The organism is Bacillus sp. F19, assembly GCA_023823795.1.
Lineage (GTDB): Bacteria > Bacillota > Bacilli > Bacillales > Bacillaceae > Bacillus_P.
The window spans coordinates 3,594,999-3,615,625 of sequence record CP085710.1; the positions used below are offsets into that span (position 1 = coordinate 3,594,999).

The 20,627-nt window shown below is 33.9% G+C and carries 25 protein-coding genes; 7 read left to right on the plus strand and 18 right to left on the minus strand.

Translation table 11 applies throughout. The features are described from left to right. Positions 1–17: 17 nt before the first annotated feature. The 4 genes from LIT25_18490 to LIT25_18505 all read right to left on the minus strand — a co-directional run bounded on the left by LIT25_18490 (position 18) and on the right by LIT25_18505 (position 2,631). Entirely contained in the window at positions 18–674 is a 657-nt protein-coding gene (locus LIT25_18490) for a leucine-rich repeat domain-containing protein (protein USK32571.1), read from the minus strand. Positions 675–690: 16 nt separating this feature from the next. Further along, on the minus strand, positions 691–1,326 hold the full coding sequence (locus LIT25_18495) for a hypothetical protein (protein ID USK32572.1): 636 nt from the start codon (positions 1,324–1,326) through the stop codon (positions 691–693). 27 nt (positions 1,327–1,353) lie between these two features. Beyond that, positions 1,354–1,629, minus strand: coding sequence for a hypothetical protein (locus LIT25_18500; GenBank protein ID USK36328.1), 276 nt, complete (start codon positions 1,627–1,629; stop codon positions 1,354–1,356). A gap of 324 nt (positions 1,630–1,953) precedes the next feature. Continuing rightward, positions 1,954–2,631 (minus strand): YHYH domain-containing protein, encoded by a 678-nt coding sequence (locus LIT25_18505; protein USK32573.1) that lies wholly within the window; start codon positions 2,629–2,631, stop codon positions 1,954–1,956. Positions 2,632–2,843: 212 nt separating this feature from the next. On the opposite strand from LIT25_18505, the gene LIT25_18510 reads away from it, so the two are divergent. Beyond that, the gene (locus LIT25_18510; GenBank protein USK32574.1) at positions 2,844–3,194 is read left to right on the plus strand and encodes a hypothetical protein; all 351 of its coding nucleotides are present in this window, start codon (positions 2,844–2,846) and stop codon (positions 3,192–3,194) included. A 251-nt stretch (positions 3,195–3,445) separates the two neighbouring features. On the opposite strand, the gene LIT25_18515 is transcribed toward LIT25_18510, so the two are convergent. The 3 genes from LIT25_18515 to LIT25_18525 form a co-directional block, all read right to left on the minus strand. Continuing rightward, a complete protein-coding gene (locus LIT25_18515; GenBank protein USK32575.1) occupies positions 3,446–3,853 on the minus strand; it encodes a hypothetical protein in 408 nt (135 codons plus the stop codon). 161 nt (positions 3,854–4,014) lie between these two features. Next, positions 4,015–5,232 carry a translocation protein TolB gene (locus LIT25_18520; GenBank protein USK32576.1) on the minus strand — a complete coding sequence of 406 codons (1,218 nt, stop codon included), beginning with the start codon at positions 5,230–5,232 and terminating at the stop codon, positions 4,015–4,017. A gap of 182 nt (positions 5,233–5,414) precedes the next feature. Then, positions 5,415–5,876, minus strand: coding sequence for a hypothetical protein (locus tag LIT25_18525; GenBank protein USK32577.1), 462 nt, complete (start codon positions 5,874–5,876; stop codon positions 5,415–5,417). 233 nt (positions 5,877–6,109) lie between these two features. Here LIT25_18525 and LIT25_18530 point away from each other — a divergent pair, with 233 nt between their 5' ends. Then, entirely contained in the window at positions 6,110–6,559 is a 450-nt protein-coding gene (locus LIT25_18530; GenBank protein USK32578.1) for a hypothetical protein, read from the plus strand. 524 nt (positions 6,560–7,083) lie between these two features. On the opposite strand, the gene LIT25_18535 is transcribed toward LIT25_18530, so the two are convergent. From LIT25_18535 to LIT25_18560, 6 genes are all read right to left on the minus strand, one after another. After that, positions 7,084–7,284 (minus strand): hypothetical protein, encoded by a 201-nt coding sequence (locus LIT25_18535; protein ID USK32579.1) that lies wholly within the window; start codon positions 7,282–7,284, stop codon positions 7,084–7,086. Between the two features lie 157 nt (positions 7,285–7,441). Further along, positions 7,442–7,597, minus strand: a complete 156-nt coding sequence (locus tag LIT25_18540; GenBank protein USK32580.1) for a hypothetical protein — start codon at positions 7,595–7,597, stop codon at positions 7,442–7,444. Between the two features lie 617 nt (positions 7,598–8,214). Continuing rightward, positions 8,215–8,739 carry a hypothetical protein gene (locus LIT25_18545; GenBank protein ID USK32581.1) on the minus strand — a complete coding sequence of 175 codons (525 nt, stop codon included), beginning with the start codon at positions 8,737–8,739 and terminating at the stop codon, positions 8,215–8,217. Positions 8,740–8,942: 203 nt separating this feature from the next. Beyond that, positions 8,943–9,803: a hypothetical protein gene (locus tag LIT25_18550; GenBank protein USK32582.1), complete on the minus strand. Its 861-nt coding sequence runs from the start codon at positions 9,801–9,803 to the stop codon at positions 8,943–8,945. A 238-nt stretch (positions 9,804–10,041) separates the two neighbouring features. Next, a complete protein-coding gene (locus LIT25_18555; GenBank protein ID USK32583.1) occupies positions 10,042–10,659 on the minus strand; it encodes a hypothetical protein in 618 nt (205 codons plus the stop codon). Between the two features lie 690 nt (positions 10,660–11,349). After that, on the minus strand, positions 11,350–11,730 hold the full coding sequence (locus tag LIT25_18560; protein ID USK32584.1) for a hypothetical protein: 381 nt from the start codon (positions 11,728–11,730) through the stop codon (positions 11,350–11,352). Between the two features lie 168 nt (positions 11,731–11,898). Between LIT25_18560 and LIT25_18565 the strand changes: the two genes are divergently transcribed. Further along, entirely contained in the window at positions 11,899–12,393 is a 495-nt protein-coding gene (locus LIT25_18565) for a hypothetical protein (protein USK32585.1), read from the plus strand. A gap of 75 nt (positions 12,394–12,468) precedes the next feature. On the opposite strand, the gene LIT25_18570 is transcribed toward LIT25_18565, so the two are convergent. Further along, positions 12,469–12,693 carry a hypothetical protein gene (locus tag LIT25_18570; GenBank protein USK32586.1) on the minus strand — a complete coding sequence of 75 codons (225 nt, stop codon included), beginning with the start codon at positions 12,691–12,693 and terminating at the stop codon, positions 12,469–12,471. Positions 12,694–12,716: 23 nt separating this feature from the next. After that, complete coding sequence (locus tag LIT25_18575) at positions 12,717–13,979, minus strand: beta-lactamase family protein (GenBank protein ID USK32587.1); 1,263 nt, start codon at positions 13,977–13,979, stop codon at positions 12,717–12,719. Between the two features lie 264 nt (positions 13,980–14,243). Between LIT25_18575 and LIT25_18580 the strand changes: the two genes are divergently transcribed. Further along, positions 14,244–14,429: a hypothetical protein gene (locus tag LIT25_18580; protein USK32588.1), complete on the plus strand. Its 186-nt coding sequence runs from the start codon at positions 14,244–14,246 to the stop codon at positions 14,427–14,429. 164 nt (positions 14,430–14,593) lie between these two features. Here the strand turns inward: LIT25_18580 and LIT25_18585 are convergent, their stop codons facing one another. Together LIT25_18585 and LIT25_18590 are read right to left on the minus strand one after the other, a co-directional pair. Further along, positions 14,594–15,049, minus strand: coding sequence for a hypothetical protein (locus LIT25_18585; GenBank protein USK32589.1), 456 nt, complete (start codon positions 15,047–15,049; stop codon positions 14,594–14,596). Positions 15,050–15,281: 232 nt separating this feature from the next. Then, entirely contained in the window at positions 15,282–15,734 is a 453-nt protein-coding gene (locus LIT25_18590) for a DUF4279 domain-containing protein (GenBank protein ID USK32590.1), read from the minus strand. Positions 15,735–16,173: 439 nt separating this feature from the next. Between LIT25_18590 and LIT25_18595 the strand changes: the two genes are divergently transcribed. Then, positions 16,174–17,004 (plus strand): hypothetical protein, encoded by an 831-nt coding sequence (locus tag LIT25_18595; protein ID USK32591.1) that lies wholly within the window; start codon positions 16,174–16,176, stop codon positions 17,002–17,004. A gap of 193 nt (positions 17,005–17,197) precedes the next feature. Beyond that, entirely contained in the window at positions 17,198–17,386 is a 189-nt protein-coding gene (locus LIT25_18600) for a hypothetical protein (GenBank protein ID USK32592.1), read from the plus strand. Between the two features lie 804 nt (positions 17,387–18,190). Here LIT25_18600 and LIT25_18605 read toward each other — a convergent pair. Next, positions 18,191–18,760: a hypothetical protein gene (locus tag LIT25_18605; protein USK32593.1), complete on the minus strand. Its 570-nt coding sequence runs from the start codon at positions 18,758–18,760 to the stop codon at positions 18,191–18,193. A gap of 441 nt (positions 18,761–19,201) precedes the next feature. On the opposite strand from LIT25_18605, the gene LIT25_18610 reads away from it, so the two are divergent. After that, on the plus strand, positions 19,202–20,623 hold the full coding sequence (locus LIT25_18610) for a restriction endonuclease (GenBank protein ID USK32594.1): 1,422 nt from the start codon (positions 19,202–19,204) through the stop codon (positions 20,621–20,623). Positions 20,624–20,627: the final 4 nt, after the last annotated feature.

Consider the following 20,627-nt stretch of genomic DNA (forward strand, 5'->3'; position numbering starts at 1 on the left):
TAAAGAATGTAAATGTTTTAGTTCCGCGAAATCTGTTCATTCTTACAAGAATGGATTTCGAGTCTTTTTATTGAACTGCCCAAATCTGTTAAAGGCTTTATAACCTCCAGTGTTCTTAAATAACTCAATTCTAATTCTTGCAGCTCTTGAAGTTGTTCAATACCTTCCAGAGAATGTATTTTAGATGTTCTAATCTCCAACACTTCAAGGTTTTTTAAATGCTTTAACTCATCAAGATTCTTGCTAGAAGGAGAGTATTTATGAAGGCACAGTTCTTTTAAATTTTCTAGGGAATGAAGTCCCCTAATCTTTTTTGTCCAAGTCAGATCAAGGATTCTCAGACTGGTGAATGCGGTCAGATCAATTTCATTTTTCCCATCTATAGTAGTAGACTCACCTAGTGCTAGCCTTTTAAGATTCTTTAAATAATACAAACCACTAATATCTTTCAAAAAAATACTGTCTACTCCAATGTCCTCTACCGTAGGACATTCCTTCAAAAAATCGAGATCCTCACCTTTATATAAGAAGTCAAGGATATCAATCTTTTTGACTCTGTTCATTTTAATGTAGTCTATACACTCGTTTAGATATTTTTTTGAAATTTCTACACCTTCACCATTGGAATCTTCCCATATTCTTACGTTATTTATTCTTTTGTATTTAACGCTCATTTGAATAACTCTCCGCTCATTCAGAGAAATCTATTATTGAGAAATCGACACCTTTTGGAAATGTGCTTGTAACAGAAGATAAATTCGAGAATTTCTCATCATTAGAAATAACGATTATATAATCCCCGTCATGACCAATCCAGAAAACGGTTGTCTTTTCAGTGATCGATACAATCGGTGTTTCCAGCTTTTTCTTCCTGAATAACGTCTTGATTTCCCTTTTACCCACGCGAAAGACATCCTTTTCTAATGACCAGGCTGCAAAGTTATTCATGTTTCCATTACTATATAAATGGTGCGAAACCACTTCAAATTGCTCTTTATTTGTGATTCTAGCTTTGCCGTAGAAATCATGTTTTTTCCGTGGGAGAACTTCAAATTCGATTTTGTGTTTTGCACAGTCATGTTCAAAATCCTCTAAATGAAAGTCAAACGCTTCGAAGAAAACATAGATTGGGTACTGATCTAAAATATCCATCCAATTCGACATGAATGCATCCGATTCTTCCGATTCTTCTTCATTATAGGATATATCCAGAACATAAGGAGCGTCGCCTTCCATGCAAAAGGGAAAATAATCTCCTGCATCTGGTTGAGGAGTTATTAATTTTTGCGGCACAATGCCGATTCCAACATTCATTACTTTCCTCATTAGTAAACCCACCTTGGAGGTGTTATTTTATTTATTAGGTTTAAATACGATTCTATAATCTGAACCTAATTCTTTTTTCACTTTTTCAGTAAGATTTAGCCCGATTGTATTATGTTCATTAATTGGTATTTTCTTATATTGTTTAGTCCATTGATATAAGTCATCTTTAAGATTATCTGTTAACGAAAAGTCATCAATATCTAGATTCCAGCCACATACGTTGCACCAAATTGGGTCAGCCACAAAATCTGCTTCTAGTTTAAATGAATTGGTAAATTTGCAGTTACAAACATCTTTAAACATCAAAATTTCATCTCCAATATAAAATATTCTCCCAAAAAGTTCTTCAACGAACCTGTTCAATTAGTAGAAGGAGAAAAAGGCAACATTATAACTTAAAGGTCGAAAGTTGGTCTGCCGTATTGAGTTTTTGAATCTCCTTTATAATGTCCGTTAATGCCATTTGAAATCACTCACTTTTGTCCTTATTCATGTAACCATTATAGAACAAGAGTTCGCTTTATTCAAATATCAACATAAACGTTTAACATAGCCTGTATTATATAAATAAAAATCGCAGCATGTATGTTATTAGCGTTCGATTTGGATCTGCTTCATTTATACTGCTTATCCTGCATTTCTTCTTTGCTTTTTACGGTATAAGGCATATCCTCCAATACCTGTCCCAAACAATAGAGAAGTTCCAATGATTGAAGTTGTTGCATCGTCTTCCATTTCATTCATTTGTACAACTTTCTCGTCCAAGTCCTTGTTTAGTTCATCTATCTCAGTGATGTATTCTTTCTCTTTTTTCACCAGATCGGTTTCAAGTGATTTTAATTCTGCTTCTCTTTCAGCCAACTTATTTTCTTTTTGAGTTAAATCAGCTTCTTTTTTTTCACTTTGTTCAATGTCCTCTAAAAGGTCATTATTCTGATTTTTCAATGCCACTAGCTCCTGATTTTTCTCGTCCAGAGTTGCATCTAAAGAAGAGTTTTCACTAGTCAGATCATCGATTTGTTTGCTCAAATCTGCATTATCAGCTTCAAGTCTCTCGATTTCAGCACTCGACGGAGCGGCGGTTGTTGACGAGGACGGATTGACTGATGTTGTATCCTCACTTCCGCTGCTTTCTGAGCTACCACCGTTATGATAATGGTATCCCGTGCATAAGCCTTTAGAAATTGATTTGTCTGAACAATTATGCCCCCCATTTCCATCAGTGCGACCTGAATGAGCACTCGCTACAGAGAATTGAATAAATAAGAGCAAGAAAACCGTTAATAAAAAACATAATTTCTTCATAGTGACCCCCGTCGTATGTAATATAGACTAATTCTAGATGAATTGATAAATATTGTAAACAATGAAAATATTAGGGTATTTTCTCTTTTGAAATGTGAAGAATTCATTTTCAGTTATTTAACAATGAATTTATAGCTTATTTTTCACTCAATGAAGGTTATTTGGGAGGAACGAAGAATTTTATATCTATCAAGGGAATGGGGGGCATTCAATTGAGTACACTAGACAACATTTATCAAAACAAACCGAAAGACGGGACAGTTTTAGGTCCATTAACAAAAGAAGAGCTTAAAACCGCACGCGAAATCAAGATTAAAGCGGAAACATTAGGTGCTATCGATATAAATCCTAAGTCATTCGAAGATTTCGAGAAATATTTTGCCTTTGTCCAAGAATTTGAAACACAACGTCATGATTTCTGGAATCCAATTATGAAACGTCTTGGAGCTTCGTGGGATTGGGAAGTACAAGCGGACCTCGTTCATGGGGTGGCATATGTTGTGAATTATGATGATCCTTTTTACGTTCAAGAGGATGAAAACGATGATGATGACGACATTTAATTTCTTTTAAAACAACGTTTTAAATGATTTATAGCTCTTATATTCATGAAATGGGTTCCGATTTGGGAAGGGATATTGTTAATCAGACTCCTATTAACAGTGAAAATCAAAGTAAGATTAACCACACCGCCTTTAGCGGTGTTTTTTGTATTGAAAAACCCAGTCCCTTTAGGAACTGAGTTTATTAACCTTTATTAATAAGTCTTATTCCATGAAACCACCCATCAGTTGAATAACAGTAATCATAATTTTCATTGGGATAAATGACTGTAATCTAATAGCTCTACTTTAAAATCGTGTCTGCATTTCAGCTTATTGCTGTTACAGGATGGAAAAATTCTTAATTTAACCAAATCATCAGCATATCTTTCTTTACCATTAAGTTGGGAATTGACTTCAATCTTTGCAGCAATATCATAAGAATGATTGTTGTTGTAATTGATGCCAACAATTCTTACCCATTGCCATCCTATCAAATCTTTACTATATTCTTTTTGAACTTTTTTATCTACAGTTGGAAAAATAATATCTGATATAATGTCCTCAGTTGTGACATAAATTCCTTGTTCTACTTTTGAATTCGATTCTGCTTTAACAGCTTGCAATGGAGTAAAGGCTGATAATAAACAGCCTAATAAGATGATGTATCGCTTAATCATAAGATTCACCTCATTTGAATGCTTACTCCTTATTCTTGACCTAAACTTTATTGATATCCTTAAAAGATTTAACCTGCCCGTTAATGCTAAAAAAGCTCTACTTCTTCCTAAAGTAAAGCCTCATTGTTGAATAATATTTGATTGCCATTTTCTCAAGACCTTCAATTCAGCGGAAAAAATATAGGAGCTGAATCAACATTCTTAAGCCATAAATGCTCTTGACCACTTAAACCATCTTTTACCCATACATCGCCTTGATGGTCGTTTTCCTTTTTTCTAAACCAAGTAAGATTAGAACCAACAACTTGAGGATCGTCATCAAGTTCATTCTGCTTCGGAAAAGTGATTTGTTTTTGTTCTTTTGTTCGTATGTTGATAGCATAAAGGGCTGTGAACATGGTTGGAACAGGTCCTTCCTTCCACTCCTTATTCTCTTTTGAACGGGCCACAATGACAATGTTTGGTGAGAACCATTCCAAATCAAGGTCTACATACCCTTTAGGTGTATATTCCTTTTGCTGATTGGCAGCTGGCATATCTGCAATTGTGGTTTTCTTGTTTTCAACAAAAAATCTTCCTTCACCTGATATATAGGCTAATTGGTTAGCCGCTGGAGCCCACTTCACCCAATCTTGGTACCCAAGCATTTTTCCTATCGGTTGAAACTGCTCTCCCTGTGATGACAACACACATAATGTATTACTATCATTTGACCAAGAAGCTGTTGGAGTGGCTAGAAAACTCATCCACTTTCCATCGAAGCTCCATTTAAAATAATCTGCTGAGATTGCAAACAATTCTGGCTCTTTTGTTTGAATGGTATAAAAAAGCTTCATCTTATCAGCAGAAAGATTTGCATCGACTGGTATTTTATAAAGCTTGATTGGTCCCCATCCAGTAGGGCGTAAACTGGATGGAGAGGAAACAATAAATTCTTTCCCGTTCGGAAACCATTCAAAATCGCCAACCCCTAATGAAACATTTTCAAATCCTTGTGGGCGGCCATTTTTTATTTTTGTAACATTTAATAACCCTTGATCATTGTAGGCCAATTGATTTTTGACAGGCGACCATTTAAAGTTCGAAGTTTCAACCCTTACGTAAGGCTGGTAGCTTTCTTTTTCCTTGGTATCATAAATGAATAAATCCGATTTTTCTGCTTGCTTATCACCATCAATATAAGCAATAAAACGACCATCATAGGACCATTTCTGTGAATACACATATCGATCCTTTGTGATTTGAATTTCTTTCGATCCCTTTTTGATCCATAGCTGATGGTCACGGATAAAGGCAGCTTGTAGCGGGGCTTTTGCATGGGCCATTGTTGATAAATGAAAACTAATGAATATCAGTAATAATAAAACCCGAAATACCAAAATCATCCCTCCTGCTTATAGGATGACCAGATATTTAATGAAGATTCTCACTTACTTCTACCTATATCTTCTATAAACAAAGTGCGATTACCTTATGTAGCAATCACCCCCGATTGTTGAATAAGACTCTCTATTTGGATGAGGTTACATTCTAAACGCTGTGTAACTAATGCAGCAGCTCTTTAGTTGGTTGACTGATTTTCACACGAAATGTTCTTTTCAAGGATAACTGGACCAGGAAGATTCGTTTTTGAGTTAAAAACTCGAACTTTTAATCGAGTGGGTCTCTTCGTTGCAGAAATTTCGTCCCATGTACCTGCCCAATTTTGTTTTTCATATTGAATGAGTGGGAAAGTCCAACTTATTTCATTAGGAATATAGGCTAATACCTCATAACTTTCATAATCTCCAAACCATGATGGATCAGGCATATGAACAGCGTGTATGCTAATACTTGTTCTTTGGTCGTTGAACTCTCTCTCAATATTATAGATCAAAGCTACTCCTCTTGTATTTTCAGATACACCTTTCACAGGACTAATAATCTCTGTGCAAGGTGGTAATTGTTTAAGATCAGTCTCAGAATAAGTTAAGGTAGGAACAATAGTTAAATTAAAAAATATAATTAAGATAATTATTTTCATTTCAGAACCTCTAATATTTGTCTAAATTTTAGGTTTCCTTTTAATCAAAGATTTTATTTCAATCAAAATCGAATTGTATGTTTACTGCTAATTCATAACTAAAAGGGACGATCGCTATGTGCAGCAATCGCCCCCTTTAATGGAATAATACTGAATCTGAAGTAAATACTTAAATTAAAACCATATCATATAGAAAGGATTGAACTATCATTAGAAAATTAACATTAATTATAATGCTTTTTACACTGATTCCACTTACTGGGTTTGATAGGGCAAGTCAAATAGAAATTTCAAGTATTCAAACCACAATTATTAAAGCAGAAAAAATACTTCGTTATGATTTTAAATTAAAAAATAACGGTTCAACACCATTTGAAAGTGAATTTGATTATCCAGGTCAGAACCCTTATGGACTCGAAGTAGTTATAAGACCAAACAAAAGTTTAGCTTCCAAAATGGTATTAGTAAGAGGAAGTAAGTTTATTAAAATGACTCCAATGGGTAGTGGAAGCCCTGGAATAATAGACCCAGGAGCTGAGGGTTCTTTTCACGTTGAATACAAAATTAAAGATGATATTGATCTAAGAGGTATTAAAAAATTGGCTTTTGACTCTACCTTGTTAATTATAGATGGAGTGGACATCTTAAAAGAATTTCCATTAGAAAAAGTAAAAGAAGATTAATTGTACTAGGTCCCTTAAGCCCTTTGAGGAATTAAGGGTTATTTATGCGTATAACCTAACTTAACTTACAATATCCTTTACAAATTAGCTTTCTGTTCTGGAATAAGGGCAATAGTATTCTGCTGCAATCGCCCCCGATTGTTGAATAAGGATTACAGTTCTAATACATTTTTACTCTTAGATAATTTCATAAATAGAAAACTAATCAAGTAAGTAATGCAAGTAGTTCCGAACAAAGCAAAAATTCCTGGTGTATAAACTAAGTATAGACTATATGGCAATGACCACATAAAAGCGATTAACATTAACGATTGTTTAGAAATTATAGAAGAAAAGATTGCTAAACAAGCAGGGAGAAACAACATAAAAAATGTGTTTACCATCGGTTCAGTTCCATTTAGGTTTAAGTATGGATTATAAAAATTAAGTATAATCCATAAAATTATGCTGGAGAACCCCCCTATAATCCCTAAAAGTTTAGATGTTACTCTAATTGCAATCGCCCCCTTTAGCGAAAAAAAGAATTACTTTTTTTTAGCAACCAAATCAATTAAATAGTAAATCTGTGAAATCAAAAATGAAAGAAGAATTACAATGATGGTTCCAAATGTGTAAACTGCGATTTCTTCAGGACTGCGATTGCCCACATATGCAGAACTAAATATAAAAAAGAAAACCACACTTACTATTATGGTTAAGAAGAAAATTCTAATGTACTTTCCCATTACATCTCCCCTTACATAGAAACAACTAATTTGCCTTTCGTTTAATATATTGTACGCCTTTTTATATAATTCCTGCTTATTCAACAATCCTGCCATTTACCTTAATAAGAAGAGGCGACACTTTGTTAAGCAATCGCCCCCGATTATTGAATATGATTCAACTGTTTTGTTTGATGAGTTTACACAGATAACCAACAATGTATTCTCTTCTTGTTAATTCTTGGAGGTCCTGATTCTCAGACAAATCATCTATTCCTTTTGAAATCAAATTCCATAATTCTGTGTTTTCATATTCTTTATACGGATGTTCCATTGTATCTCCTTTAAATAAAATTAATTTGTCATTAATCCATTGTACCGTTCTTCAAAAAAATAATGTGATCACACTGTGTAGCAAATGCCCCCGTTAATTAAATTACTACAATATGGCCTCAGTCCTAAAACTGCTCATCTCACAATTCACCTTTCCTAAGAGAACACCCTAAATTAAACCTTTACTCATAAATAAAGTAACTCAAACATAGAATGCATAACCCCCAAAAAACTAGCATCAAAGATAGTTTCTTTAAATACCACGGTAGTAAATTAATAATATAAATCAATATTTCCCCTAAAACACTTCCAGGGTCGGCATTTATAGTTTCACTTTGATAAAACTCTTTATCTTTAACTGAAAAAAAAATCAAACTTAAAAAGGAAAAAACGGCAAATATAATCATTAAAATAGTCATATTGACTCCTCTGTAATCCCCTCTATTTTACATTACTATATCATTTCTTATTCAATTAAACTGCCCTTTACCTTAATAAGAAGAGGCGACACTTTGTTAAGCAATCGCCCCCTTTAATGGAATAACTTTCTCAGCTCTAAATTTGCTCAACTCACAATTCTTCTTTCACTAACACACACCTGTTAGTTAAAAAATGATATTATTTAAAAGAATTTGCAATGTCAACTAACACCTCTACAGGTACTCGTTCTGATACTCTCTTATCAACTGATAACATATACTGCCAATCATCTCTTTCAAAGACCAATATATTAACACCATTGGGATTGTTTAATAAAAGTGCACTGCCTTTATCCATTTTTATTTTTCTTGCAATATTTCTTTGCTTAAATTTAATTCTGTGTTCTCTTGGTCTCACTGTAACTTGATAGTGATTCTCTGACAAATTTTCATTAAGATATTCAATTTCAAAATTATTATTAATTCCAAAATCTTTACTACACCTTCCAAAATAATGTGTAAATTCAATTGGAGGCATTTTATATGGTAATTCAATATTCTTGTTAAAATGATTTTCACATTCATCTAATGCTTTCTCGACTGTCTTGTATCCTATCTCAAAAAATCCTTTTTCCAATGGAGGATGTTCATCTTTACCGTTTGCATTTACTAATCCAAAACTTATGAAACATAAACTTAAAGTTAAAATAAATATCTTCCTCATAGAAACCACCTTTTTTATTATTTAAAGGTAGGATTCCTTATTAAGAAAAAGTTATTAGTAGTGAAGTATTCTGTCCTTTACTTTAATAAGAAGAGGCGACGCTTTGTTAAGCAAATGGAATAAGGAAAATGTAAAGTATCTTCAGAATAATTCCGAGCTTCTTGAACTAACGCACCCATTAGTTCAAGAAGCTCGGAATTGTTTTATTTGATTAGTAATCTTAAATCTATTCGATATATATCTTTTTCATCAATTAAATACATAATAGACTTTCGACCAACTACTTCGAAGTCTTTAAGAATTTTACCATTTTCATTTACTGGTTTATAAGTAATTGTACATTTGTCTCGCAAGGAGTATAAGTATACCTTATCATTATTATAGGTCGGACCAAATAAGATATGGTCTCGCCATACTGCAAATGCTTTGCTGCCTTGAATTATAAGTTCATTAAAAACTCTATAATCCCTCATATTTTTTAAATTTAATAATGGGAAATCAGAGTAGTAATAACAATAAATATCATCGTTAGAAACCACATTTAAAGCATAACAATCATCTATTATAGGAATGTCTTTCTTTCCCAAAGAAAAATCAGAAAAGTCAAAGACTTGTTCTCCATTCGAATTAAAACAGCTTAAGCCACTTCCACCAACGGTATCTCCATAAACCCCTTCATCGAAATAACCTACCCAAATGTCTCCATTTTCTGACACCTGTAAATTTTCTATACCATCTCCCAAATGGAAAGAAATAATACTAGTACCGTAATCGTCAAAGATAGTAGCATTTTGAACTTTTTCATCCTCAGCCCTGGCATCAGCTAAAAGCCAACTATCGTATAACCGTTGAATATGATGGAATGATTTAATTGTTGAAATTGTATACTTTTGAATTTCTTCATTATTAAAGTGATAAATATCGTACCTAAAGGTTTTTTTGGAGATTTTTTTGACACCCATAATAATCAGTTGACCGTTAAAATCTGCTGAGAAACAAGTATATTCGTATCTACTTGGTAATTCTCTAATACTATAAATATGTTCTAAAGATAAAATATTCAATTATGTACTCCTTTTCTCTTTACTGTATTTAAAATATTAACTTAAATATAAGTTTTCTTTTTTCCTCCATTTGCGATTTCCTTTTTGTTAATTTTACCATTTCTTATTGAACTAAACTGCCACTTTACTTCAATAAGAAGAGGCGACGCTTTGTTAAGCAATCGCCCCCTTATGGAATAACACACTAGGGCATAATTTAGATAACTGACCGATAGTTTAAGTATGTTTCTTCACAAGTTTAATTCTCTTTTCCTTTAAGGTTTATTTCTTCTATCCTCCATCTTTCTACGTTATCATAGGATTCTTTTGTCTTGATCATTACAAATTGATAATCATTTTTAATTTTTTCAACGGTATTATAGGTGAGGAATATTCTTTCTTTATCAATTCTAAATTCCCTTAGCTCAAGCACTGAATTAGGCATCCATTCAATTTCTCCAACGCTACAAGGGCAATTACCTGCACTGTCTTTTGGAGAGAAACCTATATTCTTTGAGGATGAAAAAAAATTATAAAACTCTGACGTTTTATTAAATGATTCTACGTCTTTATAAGATTCAACGGTACTAATCGCATTTAAAAAATCTTGATAAGTAACTGGCGATTTCAAACCCTCAATGTCTTTTTCGAGGTTGGAAATATCTTCAGTTAATAGTTCGTTTTCCTGCTTTAATTCTTCTAAATTATTTGAACTATTTCCTAGGTCTTGTTTAAAGGTGGCGACTTGCTTTACTAAATTCTCCTTATCCTTTTTTAATTCCTCTGCAACATTTGAAATTCTTAGGTTATCTATGATAGCAATCGTAGTGAATATTAATACTATTAACAACGCATACGTTTTAAAGTTTTTCTTCAAATCATAACCTCCTTCCAAAACTAAAACTCAACAATCAAGGGAGATTGCTCCATTAAAATGCCTTTACCTTAATAAGTAGAGGCAACACTTTGTTTAGCAATCGCTGCATTATTGTATCCCTTAGTAAATAAAATAATAAATTATAAAATAGCTGATGAAAAACAAAATCGAACCAACTAAAAATGGACTGATAATTAAATAAGTTTCTTCACGCTTGAGGTGATAACTTCCTGCTAACGAATTAAAAACTGAGTATTCAGAATTATTGGATAAAAAATTCCCTGAAGAACTTAGTAAAAAAGCAATGAAAATGAAGAAACAGGAGCCGAAGAACATTGTTTCTAAAAAATCTGTATCCCAAAAAACTATTGTCCCAGTAATTAATAAAGACTCAATTACCAATGTCAATAAGACCAATAAAATGTATCTCTTCATACTACACCCCCATTTTTATTGAATTATTTAAAATACGAAATTCATCATTATTAAGTTTCATTTTTCTAACAATTATAAAAATGTTTATTCAGCAATCCTGCCCTTTAATGGAATAACACTTATATACATTTTAACATAAAAAGCCAAATCGCTTGGCGGAATTCATCACTAAAATACTTGTTGTCTTTTTCAAAACGTAGATATAACAATACAAAGAAACAGTTCCATTCTAATTTGACTGTTTCTTTGCTAATCTTAAATTGAATCCATGATGTTTAATGGTCGTTTATTTTTATCGGGCAAAAGCAAGAACACATCATCGTTTATGTCAAATCCTTCAGGCTCCCAATCTTCTTCAGGAATTCCGCTTTCCTCGAAAACATTCCTCAGATAACTTATTGCTTCTTCCCAATCTGGAAACTCAACATATTCAAACGGTGGTTGCCCCTTGTCATTCCATGCTGCCCATTTTTTGTTCGGCAATTTAGTGATGAACCATTCTGCATCAGGAGGAATCGTAAATATGTGAAATGAGTGTTCATCTAACTCTTTCCAAGTAGAGAAACCCAGACTTTGGCCATACCGATCTAGTTCGTTAAGAAACATTTTCTGGAACAACTTACTTAAGATTCCCATCGTTTATCGCCTCCTGGCTATATAATGATATCTGCTCTTTGGCTTAAGAACTTGAGTTAAAAGTCTCTTCCAGTCATCACCCCCCCCCCCCCTTTCCATATGAACATTATTTTCATAATCAATTACTTATTGGAGAAAATAAAAAGAATAATATTAGGAGGGTTCTACATGAAGAAAATCTCATATGTTTGCTGCTCATTAGTCATCCTGTTCTTTTACTTTTTACCAACTGGAGCAAACGCTTTAACCTTTGATACCTTACCAATCAAACAAACAAGTAAACAGTGGTCAGTTCAAGTTGGGGAAGCTATAGATGAAAAAGAAAATGTAAAACCAGTTAAGGGAAAATTTCACACTTACTCCTTAGAAGTTGATAACATTGGTAAGGATGCATTTTCTGTGGAAATTAATATGTTTAGAAATGAACCTAATTCTAAAACCAAATTCTCACTTTTTAGTTGTCCTGATGAATGGGATTGCAATAAAGATCGTTTGAAAATGGCGAAATCTACTGCAAAACAGTTAAATGATGGGATGCCTTATAAATTTCAAAATTTTCTTCTGGCTGAAAAAGCAACGGAATTGGAAGTGGAAATCATTTGGACTCAAGATAAAAATGGCAGACCTTTAAAAGAAACGTTTACATTTACCCCTGAAAACTAAAACCGATACAAACAAAGTAATTGGTTAAAATATGCCAAGTGAATAGAAATGATCAAGCCTCTTCTTGAGGCTTGATCATTTTATTAATTTCTTGCAAACATCACAAAGACCAACCTCATTTATATGAAGGCATTTAAAAAACGTCCGTAGATTATCCGCCGCTGCAGATATATCATCGTCATAAGTTGACAGTCCCAGTGGCAATTCTGGCTTGTACCCAATATCCTGACAAGCATTGCATTGATTGATCCATTTTCTAAGCTTTGGATACATCATCAAATACTCTTCACCTTCTGTCATAGGTGTATCCCTCCCTAGTTCTGTTATCTCAATTTTTCATACTCCCAAATCTTAATCCTATTCCCCTCCTTCCTAAATGTGTGGACTTCGTCTACATCATCACATAAACGTCTGAAGCTCACGTCCGAAATAGGATAAATTTCAAATTTTGAATCATCGCCCCATTTAAAGTAGATCTTTTTTTGTTCTTCGGTGACAGTCAGTCTTCTTCCATCCGTACTCTCATAAACTCCTAAATAAGAGTCAAGCAGTTTTGAAGAAATCGGATAAGGTTCCTTTAATGGTGAAGGGTGCGGATGTCCAAAAATGATTGCAGCGATGCCATATGAAATAGTGTACCAATTAATGAAATCATAATTGCCCAGCATGAAAATGCTTACCTTATCGTCAAGATATCGATCGATAAGACTGACAAAGCCGCTTATCTTCCCCGCATGCAGGACTCTTCTACGTTCAAATTGGGTTTCCACAAACCACCCATAGCCATAATTATTACGATTAGGTGAAAAGATTTTGTCTAGGGTCTCATTAGAAAGAACGCTCTCACTGTAAAGTGCCTGATCCCATTTAAGCAAATCTCGGACAGTAGAATACATTCCTCCATCAGAAAAATACTTTGACATTTCCACATATGGTGCATTCTCCATTACTTGTTCAGGTCTAATGTAACCCGCCGCCCTATTTGCCAGAATGGAATTTTGATGATCACAACCTGTGCTATGCATATCTAATGGTGTCAAGATGTAATCATTCAATGCTTCTTCGAATTTTTTAGAGGTTACTCGCTCGATAATCAAGCCTAGTAATAAATATCCTGAGTTGCTGTACTTCCAATCAGATCCTGGTTCAAAATCCAACGTTTCGTTTTTAAACAAAGAGATAAATTGGTCAGGCGTTAAATAAAGCTTGTCTTCCCGATCAAAGAAAGTGGAAACACAGTCGTAATAGTCAGGTATACCAGATGTATGGGTTAGCAGATGGTGGATAGTAATTTCGTTGCTGAATTCAGGATATTCTGGAAAGAAAGCTGCCAATTTATCTTCTACTTTGAGGAGTCCTTTTTCATTTAGGATCATGATGAGTGCTGCTGTAAATTGTTTTGTAATAGAGGCGATGCGGAATTTGGTGGTTGGGGCATTTAATACTTGATGTTCCAAATTAGAAAAGCCATAGCATTCTTCAAATATAATTCTACCTTCTATGGCGACTAATACATTGCCACTGATTGGGAATGATTTTGCGTAATGATTCATGTAATCGGATATCCGCTTTTTCAAGTTCTTCAATTTAATCCTCCTTCATTCTTTTGAATATCTCACTCCATGCTGGGAGATAACTTCTAAAGTAAATCAGTCTGATTATTAAGGGATGCGATTTGTTAACCACCCGCAAAAAAGCAAAGGTAAAATCATTATAATTTAACTTAAATAAGATGGCTGTTTTCGTAAGGTATTCCTTGATTTTATAGAATAGAATATATAATATAGTTGAATTCGCAATTTTCTGTGCTGGGGATTCGAATAGCTAGGGAATGGGTGGCTGGATATTTAATGAAGAGTTGGTTGAAAAACATAGTTGTATTTTTATGGATGGTACTTTTTATTTATCTTGCTAATTTTTTTGGCATACCAAAAAACAATTACTACTTATTTTTAGGTACTCCATTATTAATTGGAAGTATATTTTTAATTCTTTCCTTTTTTGAAAAATGGGATAAAGATAAAAATAATAAATAATTTGAACTTGATGATAATAGTAATCAGGCCCATGTTCCGTCCGAGAACTGGGCTATTTATTTTGCTTTCAGTATTACTCGATTTATTCTTCACGCTGCACGAAATCATTCATTTCCCCTTTTACTGAAGAAAAGCCCTTTTTCGGTCGAAAAACTCAGCAAATGCTAATCTTCAAACAGCTCTTTTTTCTGTTCCTTGGTTAATCCCGTGAAGAATTTTTTATGTACCCGTAATTCTTTTTCTTTTTTAGGAAACACCCTTTCAAACCACGTTACAGCAATAGGAGTATGTTCAGGTTGAGCACTAACTTTTTCTAAAAACCATTCATACTCTTTGACGATTTCATCCGTCAAAAGGGAAAGATCTTTTTTTCGGCTTGTATAATCTCGTTCTGCTAGTTCTCTTGCTGAAATAGGAACCTTTATCTTTTTAACCACCCCTAATTCGGAAGGTAAGCGTTCATCATCCAAAGAAACAAAATAATAGATGTAGTGAGGCAGTCTAAAAAGCCCCTTTTTAGTATCTTTTTTATCTGCTATATAGAGCCAGCTACCTTTTGAGGCATAGCAATTCCGCTCTTCATTATGAATCGCAGTCAGCATCTTATCAAATGTTTTCATAGAACATCTCCTATTCATACGCTCCACTCACTTATTTAGCTGAAAAAACTCACTTTTACACGTTCCCTTCAGTATAGGACAAAACCTCCTGACAAAAACAAGAATAATCCAATACCGTAACAAACTTAGCTGCACATAAAAATCCCTCGCCAACGATATAAAGCGAAATTATCTTTCTAGGGGTATCGTGTCACTGGAAAGTATAAGAAAAGATGTCTTCTCTTCCGAATCTTTAGTCGTCAAAGTTCCCTTTATATGGATTTGCATAAAGATCAATGTCAAATTCCGCACCGACTTGATTCGCAAATTCGATCTGATCACTTTCTAAATGGAGTCCTGGCGTCACTCCGTCTTCCATCACGATCACAATGGTAATTTGAGTTGTTAGACCGTATTTCAATTTTAAACGATTGATGATCTCCGTCTTGTTTTTAAGCGGTTTAAGAACCTGGTCCAATTGATCCTTCACATCAAAACTTTCTTCATATGTTGTGCCGAACGACCATGATGTTTCTTTTCGATAGATTCGTCCTTTTGTCACCACATTTGGATTGGGCGGTCTGACTATGAGATCTCCCTTATTGTATACTTCATTTGGTTCAATCCCTAGCATTTCTGTTACCTCATCCGTCGGAAATGTTTCTCCAAATAATGAGAAGTATGCCATTACCTGTGTTTGATCCAAGCGATCCTCTCCAATTCGTATTCATCTATGTCTGTTTATACCATTCAGTAATTATTTCTAGAAAGGCATTGATTTATTATACTCAACTTTTTCAACCGTTTGTGCCAACAATGACCCTACCTAAAAAATACTATTACTTCTATACTACAAGAAAATTTGTAATAAAAATACTAGAGAACAACTTATATCAGCTGATGCCCCGACTGATCTCCTTTCCACCTAGGAGGGTGGAAAAAATCCATGATTAAAATAGGAGCAAACTCTTATCTCCGCTTTTTAAAACTGTTTTGTTTCTTTCACAATAGGAAACTGGGTATTTGTTAAAGTATAAATAAGTGTTATTCCGTTAAATGGCAGGATTGCGGAAGAAGGGATTGATCCTTTTTTAGCGAAATTAAAATTTCATAAGTCTTTCAATAAGGGAGTTGGATTGTTATGTGTGGGATTTGAAACAAGATGGAAAAAAAGAGATTTAGAAATTCCAAAACATCGTCATATTTTATTAAATGCAATTGAAAATGATTTACTAAGTGATGAAAATGTATTAGCTATTTTTTATGGAGGTTCACTAGGAAATCAAAATACAGACTTATATTCTGATATTGACCTCCGAATAGTTGTCAAAAATGAAGTGTTTGAAGAATATAGGTTGAACAAAAAACAGAGAGCTAAAAACTGGGGTAAAGTTCTATTTTTTGAAGACTTCCCTTGGGCAACTCATAGCATTGCACATTATGATTCTTTTATTAAGGTGGATACTTTTTATTACAAAACAAAGGATATTGTGCCATCAGTTTGGCTTCAAAATATTAAAATTGTTCACGATACTACTGGCTTGATGAAAGATGTATTAGAAAAATCAATGGTTTTATCCTATATACCAACAATTCAAGAAGTAGAGATATGGAGAACGAAATTTTTTGCATATGTTCACGAAACCTATCGAAGAGTAATGAGAAAAGAAATATATTATGCTTTACATTGTTTAGATAACTTACGCTTATCAATGACAACAGCTTGGTATATGGAAGTAGGCATACATCCTAACACTTTCGGAGATTGGGCAAAATTAGAAGGTGGAAGAAGTAAATTATACGATTGGCAGCTATCACTTCTAGAACATTGGTGTAGTAGCAGAGAACCTGTTGAAATAATTAATGTGATACAAAGTATGGTTCCAGAATTTAAAAAAGTTCATAAGAGTCTATGTGATGAGCTGGGCTTAGAAGAAAACCCTGAATTGGTTGATGAAATTCTTAGTATGGTTTAATAAAAAATATTAAAAAGGTAGCGAAGTTGCTGCCTTTTTGTCATCTGAATAGTCCTTATTCAATTAAAGGGGGCTTATCCTGAACAAGATAAGTCTTCTATTTTTATGCAAATAGTTATTGTTATTATGTTTCCAATTTGAAATACTTGGTATTATGTGATAGGAAATTCTATGGTCTGAAAAGGAGCTTTCGATGGAAAAGTTAAAAATGAAATTAAATGTCCCTCAAATAATACTTATGTCCGTTTTTGTTGCCACAGTAGTTACTATTTCAAACTCTCTCATAGACTGGGATAAAAGGATATATGCTGGAATTTTTGCTGGATTGACAACCATTGTCGGTGCACTAATAGCCAAGGTTATTATAAAGGATAAAGATTAAATGTAATAAACTTAATACCCCATATTAAACAATCGTGGGCGATTGTTTAACAAAGTACCGCCTCAATGATAAGAAGTTAGTTCTATTTTAAAATTGAAATTAGAAATAAGGGGGGACACATTGCACAAATTGACTGTTTATTCATTAGTGTGTTTTGCACTTGGGTCTTTAGCGTGGATCTTATCATTTATTTTTCCTTCATTGTCTCCTTCTTTAGATATGGGTTTCCCAATATGGGCTATATCCGTCATAATTAGTCCAATAGGGATAATTTTTTCTGCTAAATCTTTAAATATGAATCTTAAGTATTCAATATTACTTCTTCTTGGAAACCTAATTATATTTCCAGCAAGTATGATTTTTCTATTAACAGTTATGGAAGCTATAGGATTACTTAAGTAGAAGGCTTCAAAGAGATCTCTTGTGATAAGGGTGATTTAGTATCATTTGTAAGATTTGATTAAACAATGCTTATTCAACAATCGGGGGCGATTACTGCAAAAAGTAAACGTCCTTCACTTAATCCAAGTGATACGCTGGATTTTAATCTGTTATGGATTTACTCATGTTTCTTATAACTTTAACAATAATAAAAAACCACCATACAATTATTAACGAATAACTTCAAATTGGCAGGATTAATAGAAGCGGCTTAAATAGAATATTTGATTGTAATGTAATAAAAATAGATCATCTACTAGCAATTAACGGGTTCTCTTTTGGTAGTCATTTTTATAAAACACATACAAAAACGCATTTGTTCAATGCCAAATGCGTTTGTTTTTAGCAACGTGGGAATGAACCTTACTTACTTAAATCGAATCGAGCTACTTCCTTTTTACCCTCATAGACTACGACTGTTGCGTGTGAGGAGACTTTCAATAATTCTTCCATCGCTTCCTTTGAAGGAGCTACCTTAAATTCAGATTGGTTAGCATCCTCTACTCCCAATTCGTAATACATATCATACTGTCCCTTTTTTCCTTTTGGGATGACCCCATCGATTGACTCTCCGAAACCGACACCAGAATCCACATATTCATCAGTATTGAAAATATTGAACCCTACAATGTTCCTCGAAGCGTTAATCAACTCTTCATTTGGAACAATTTTAATCGACACCTGATTCTCGGGATCTTCTTTCCCAAGTTTCTTCCAGCTGGTATTTTTAAGGGTAATGGAATAATAAAGGGCTGTTGGAACAACTTCTTCTCCTTCTCTTTCTCCAGTCATGATAGTCATTGAGCCAAGGTGATGCTTATCATTTTTCAAATCAATCGTTGAACGAATTAGCTCAACAGGCTGTTTAGACGAGCAGGCTGTAAGTAAAATAAAAATGCTTATAAAACTAAATAATACGAACCTTTTTTTCAAATAAACTCCCCCCTTTTCTTTGCTTTACCTCATTCTTGCACGGTAGCTTTCTTGACCGCCAAATAATCGGAGTAATTCATTTTCTTTTCGCTTCGCACTTCATATTGCCCGCATCCACAACTCTTCCTGTCTCCTGAAACCAAGCGTTCTGTTCGGACCCTTTCTCTTTTCCGCACAAATGATTTCACCTCGCTATACAGTTTGTGTCTAATGTTCATTATCTTTATACCATAATTTGTATTTTTAAACCGTGTGCTTTAGAATGTAATCAAACTAGATAAGAAGATGGAGGGTATGTAATTGGCAACAAAGAATCCTTACGAAAAAACAATTTTCCACTCTCGTTTAGGGATAAGCAAAAAACTTACGGCAAAAACCTGGACAGAACTCGAAAAGAAAATTAATGATCAAAAAGCGAGATGGGATTCTCAGGTACAGAAAATGAAAAATAAATCCATCGAAGAGCGAGAATTAATGCGAGCTGAGGGTTTATCGAGAGAAGCACAACAAACACTTAATGAATATAAAAATATGCTCCTCCATTCGGCGAAAAAAACTCATGCAATCAATTGGAATCACCTTATTAAAAAAGAAGAAATGCCTTCTTTTACATACAAAGAACCGCCGCCCCGACTTGATGATTATTTCATAAAACACAATGTACCCTCCCCTTCTTTTTGGGAAGAAATACTTCCCTTTATGAAGAAATCGAGGTTGAAGATTGAGGAAGCAGCCAAAACAGAATATGAATCGGATTATCATTTTCACAAATCTGAGAAGGATAAATCTTACCAAGAGTATCTCCATGAAAAGCGGTTATTTGAAGCAAGTAAAAACAGTCACAATCAATATATACAAGAGATAAGGGATGGTTTGAAAAATGAAGATCCTAAGGCTATTTGTGATTATTTTTCAATCGTATTGAGGAATTCTCCCGCACCTATCGGTTTTGAACGCAATTATGAAATCAATTATGTGAAAGACACCAGAATTATGGTTGTTGATTACATTCTTCCTAAACAAAGCAAGATGCCTAAAGCAATAGACGTGAAATATGTTAAAACTCGGAAAGAAATAGTTGAAAAGCACATGAATCAAAAAGAGTTGGACCTTTTTTATGATTCAGTTATCTACCAACTTACGTTGAAAACCCTGCATGAGATCTTTAGTTCTGATACGAATCAATGTCTTCATGCGATTGTTTTTAATGGTTGGATACATGGGACAAGCCTCTCCACTGGTCAAGAATACACTTCATGTATTCTTACATTAAATGTATCAAAAGAGGAGTACCAAAGTCTTAATCTAGAAAGAGTTGATCCAAAAGAGTGCTTTAGAAAACTAAACGGTCTATCAATTGGTGCTTTAAAAAATGTGGCACCTGTCAAACCTTACATGCAGTTCACGATGAACGAGAAAAGATTTATTGAATCCAGAGACATTTTAGTGGAGGTCGAAAACATTCCTAATATTGCTAAAATGCCGTGGGAGGACTTTGAACACCTTGTACGCGGATTGTTTGAACGAATGTTTTCCAATAATGGCAGTGAAGTGAGGGCTACAAAGGCCAGCCGAGATGGAGGCGTGGATGTTGTGGTCTATGATCCTGATCCTATTCGTGGAGGTACATTTGTCATCCAAGCTAAACGTTATAACAAAGTTGTGCCTGTATCTGCAGTGCGTGACCTATATGGAACAATGATTAATGAAGGAGCGGTAAAAGGCTTCTTGGTAACAACAAGCTATTATGGAAATGACAGTCACAAATTCGTTAAGGATAAGCCCATTACCTTAATTGATGGTTCATATTTAGTTCATTTGTTTCAAGAACATGGTTACGCAGTTAAAATTGCGACAGAATAATCAT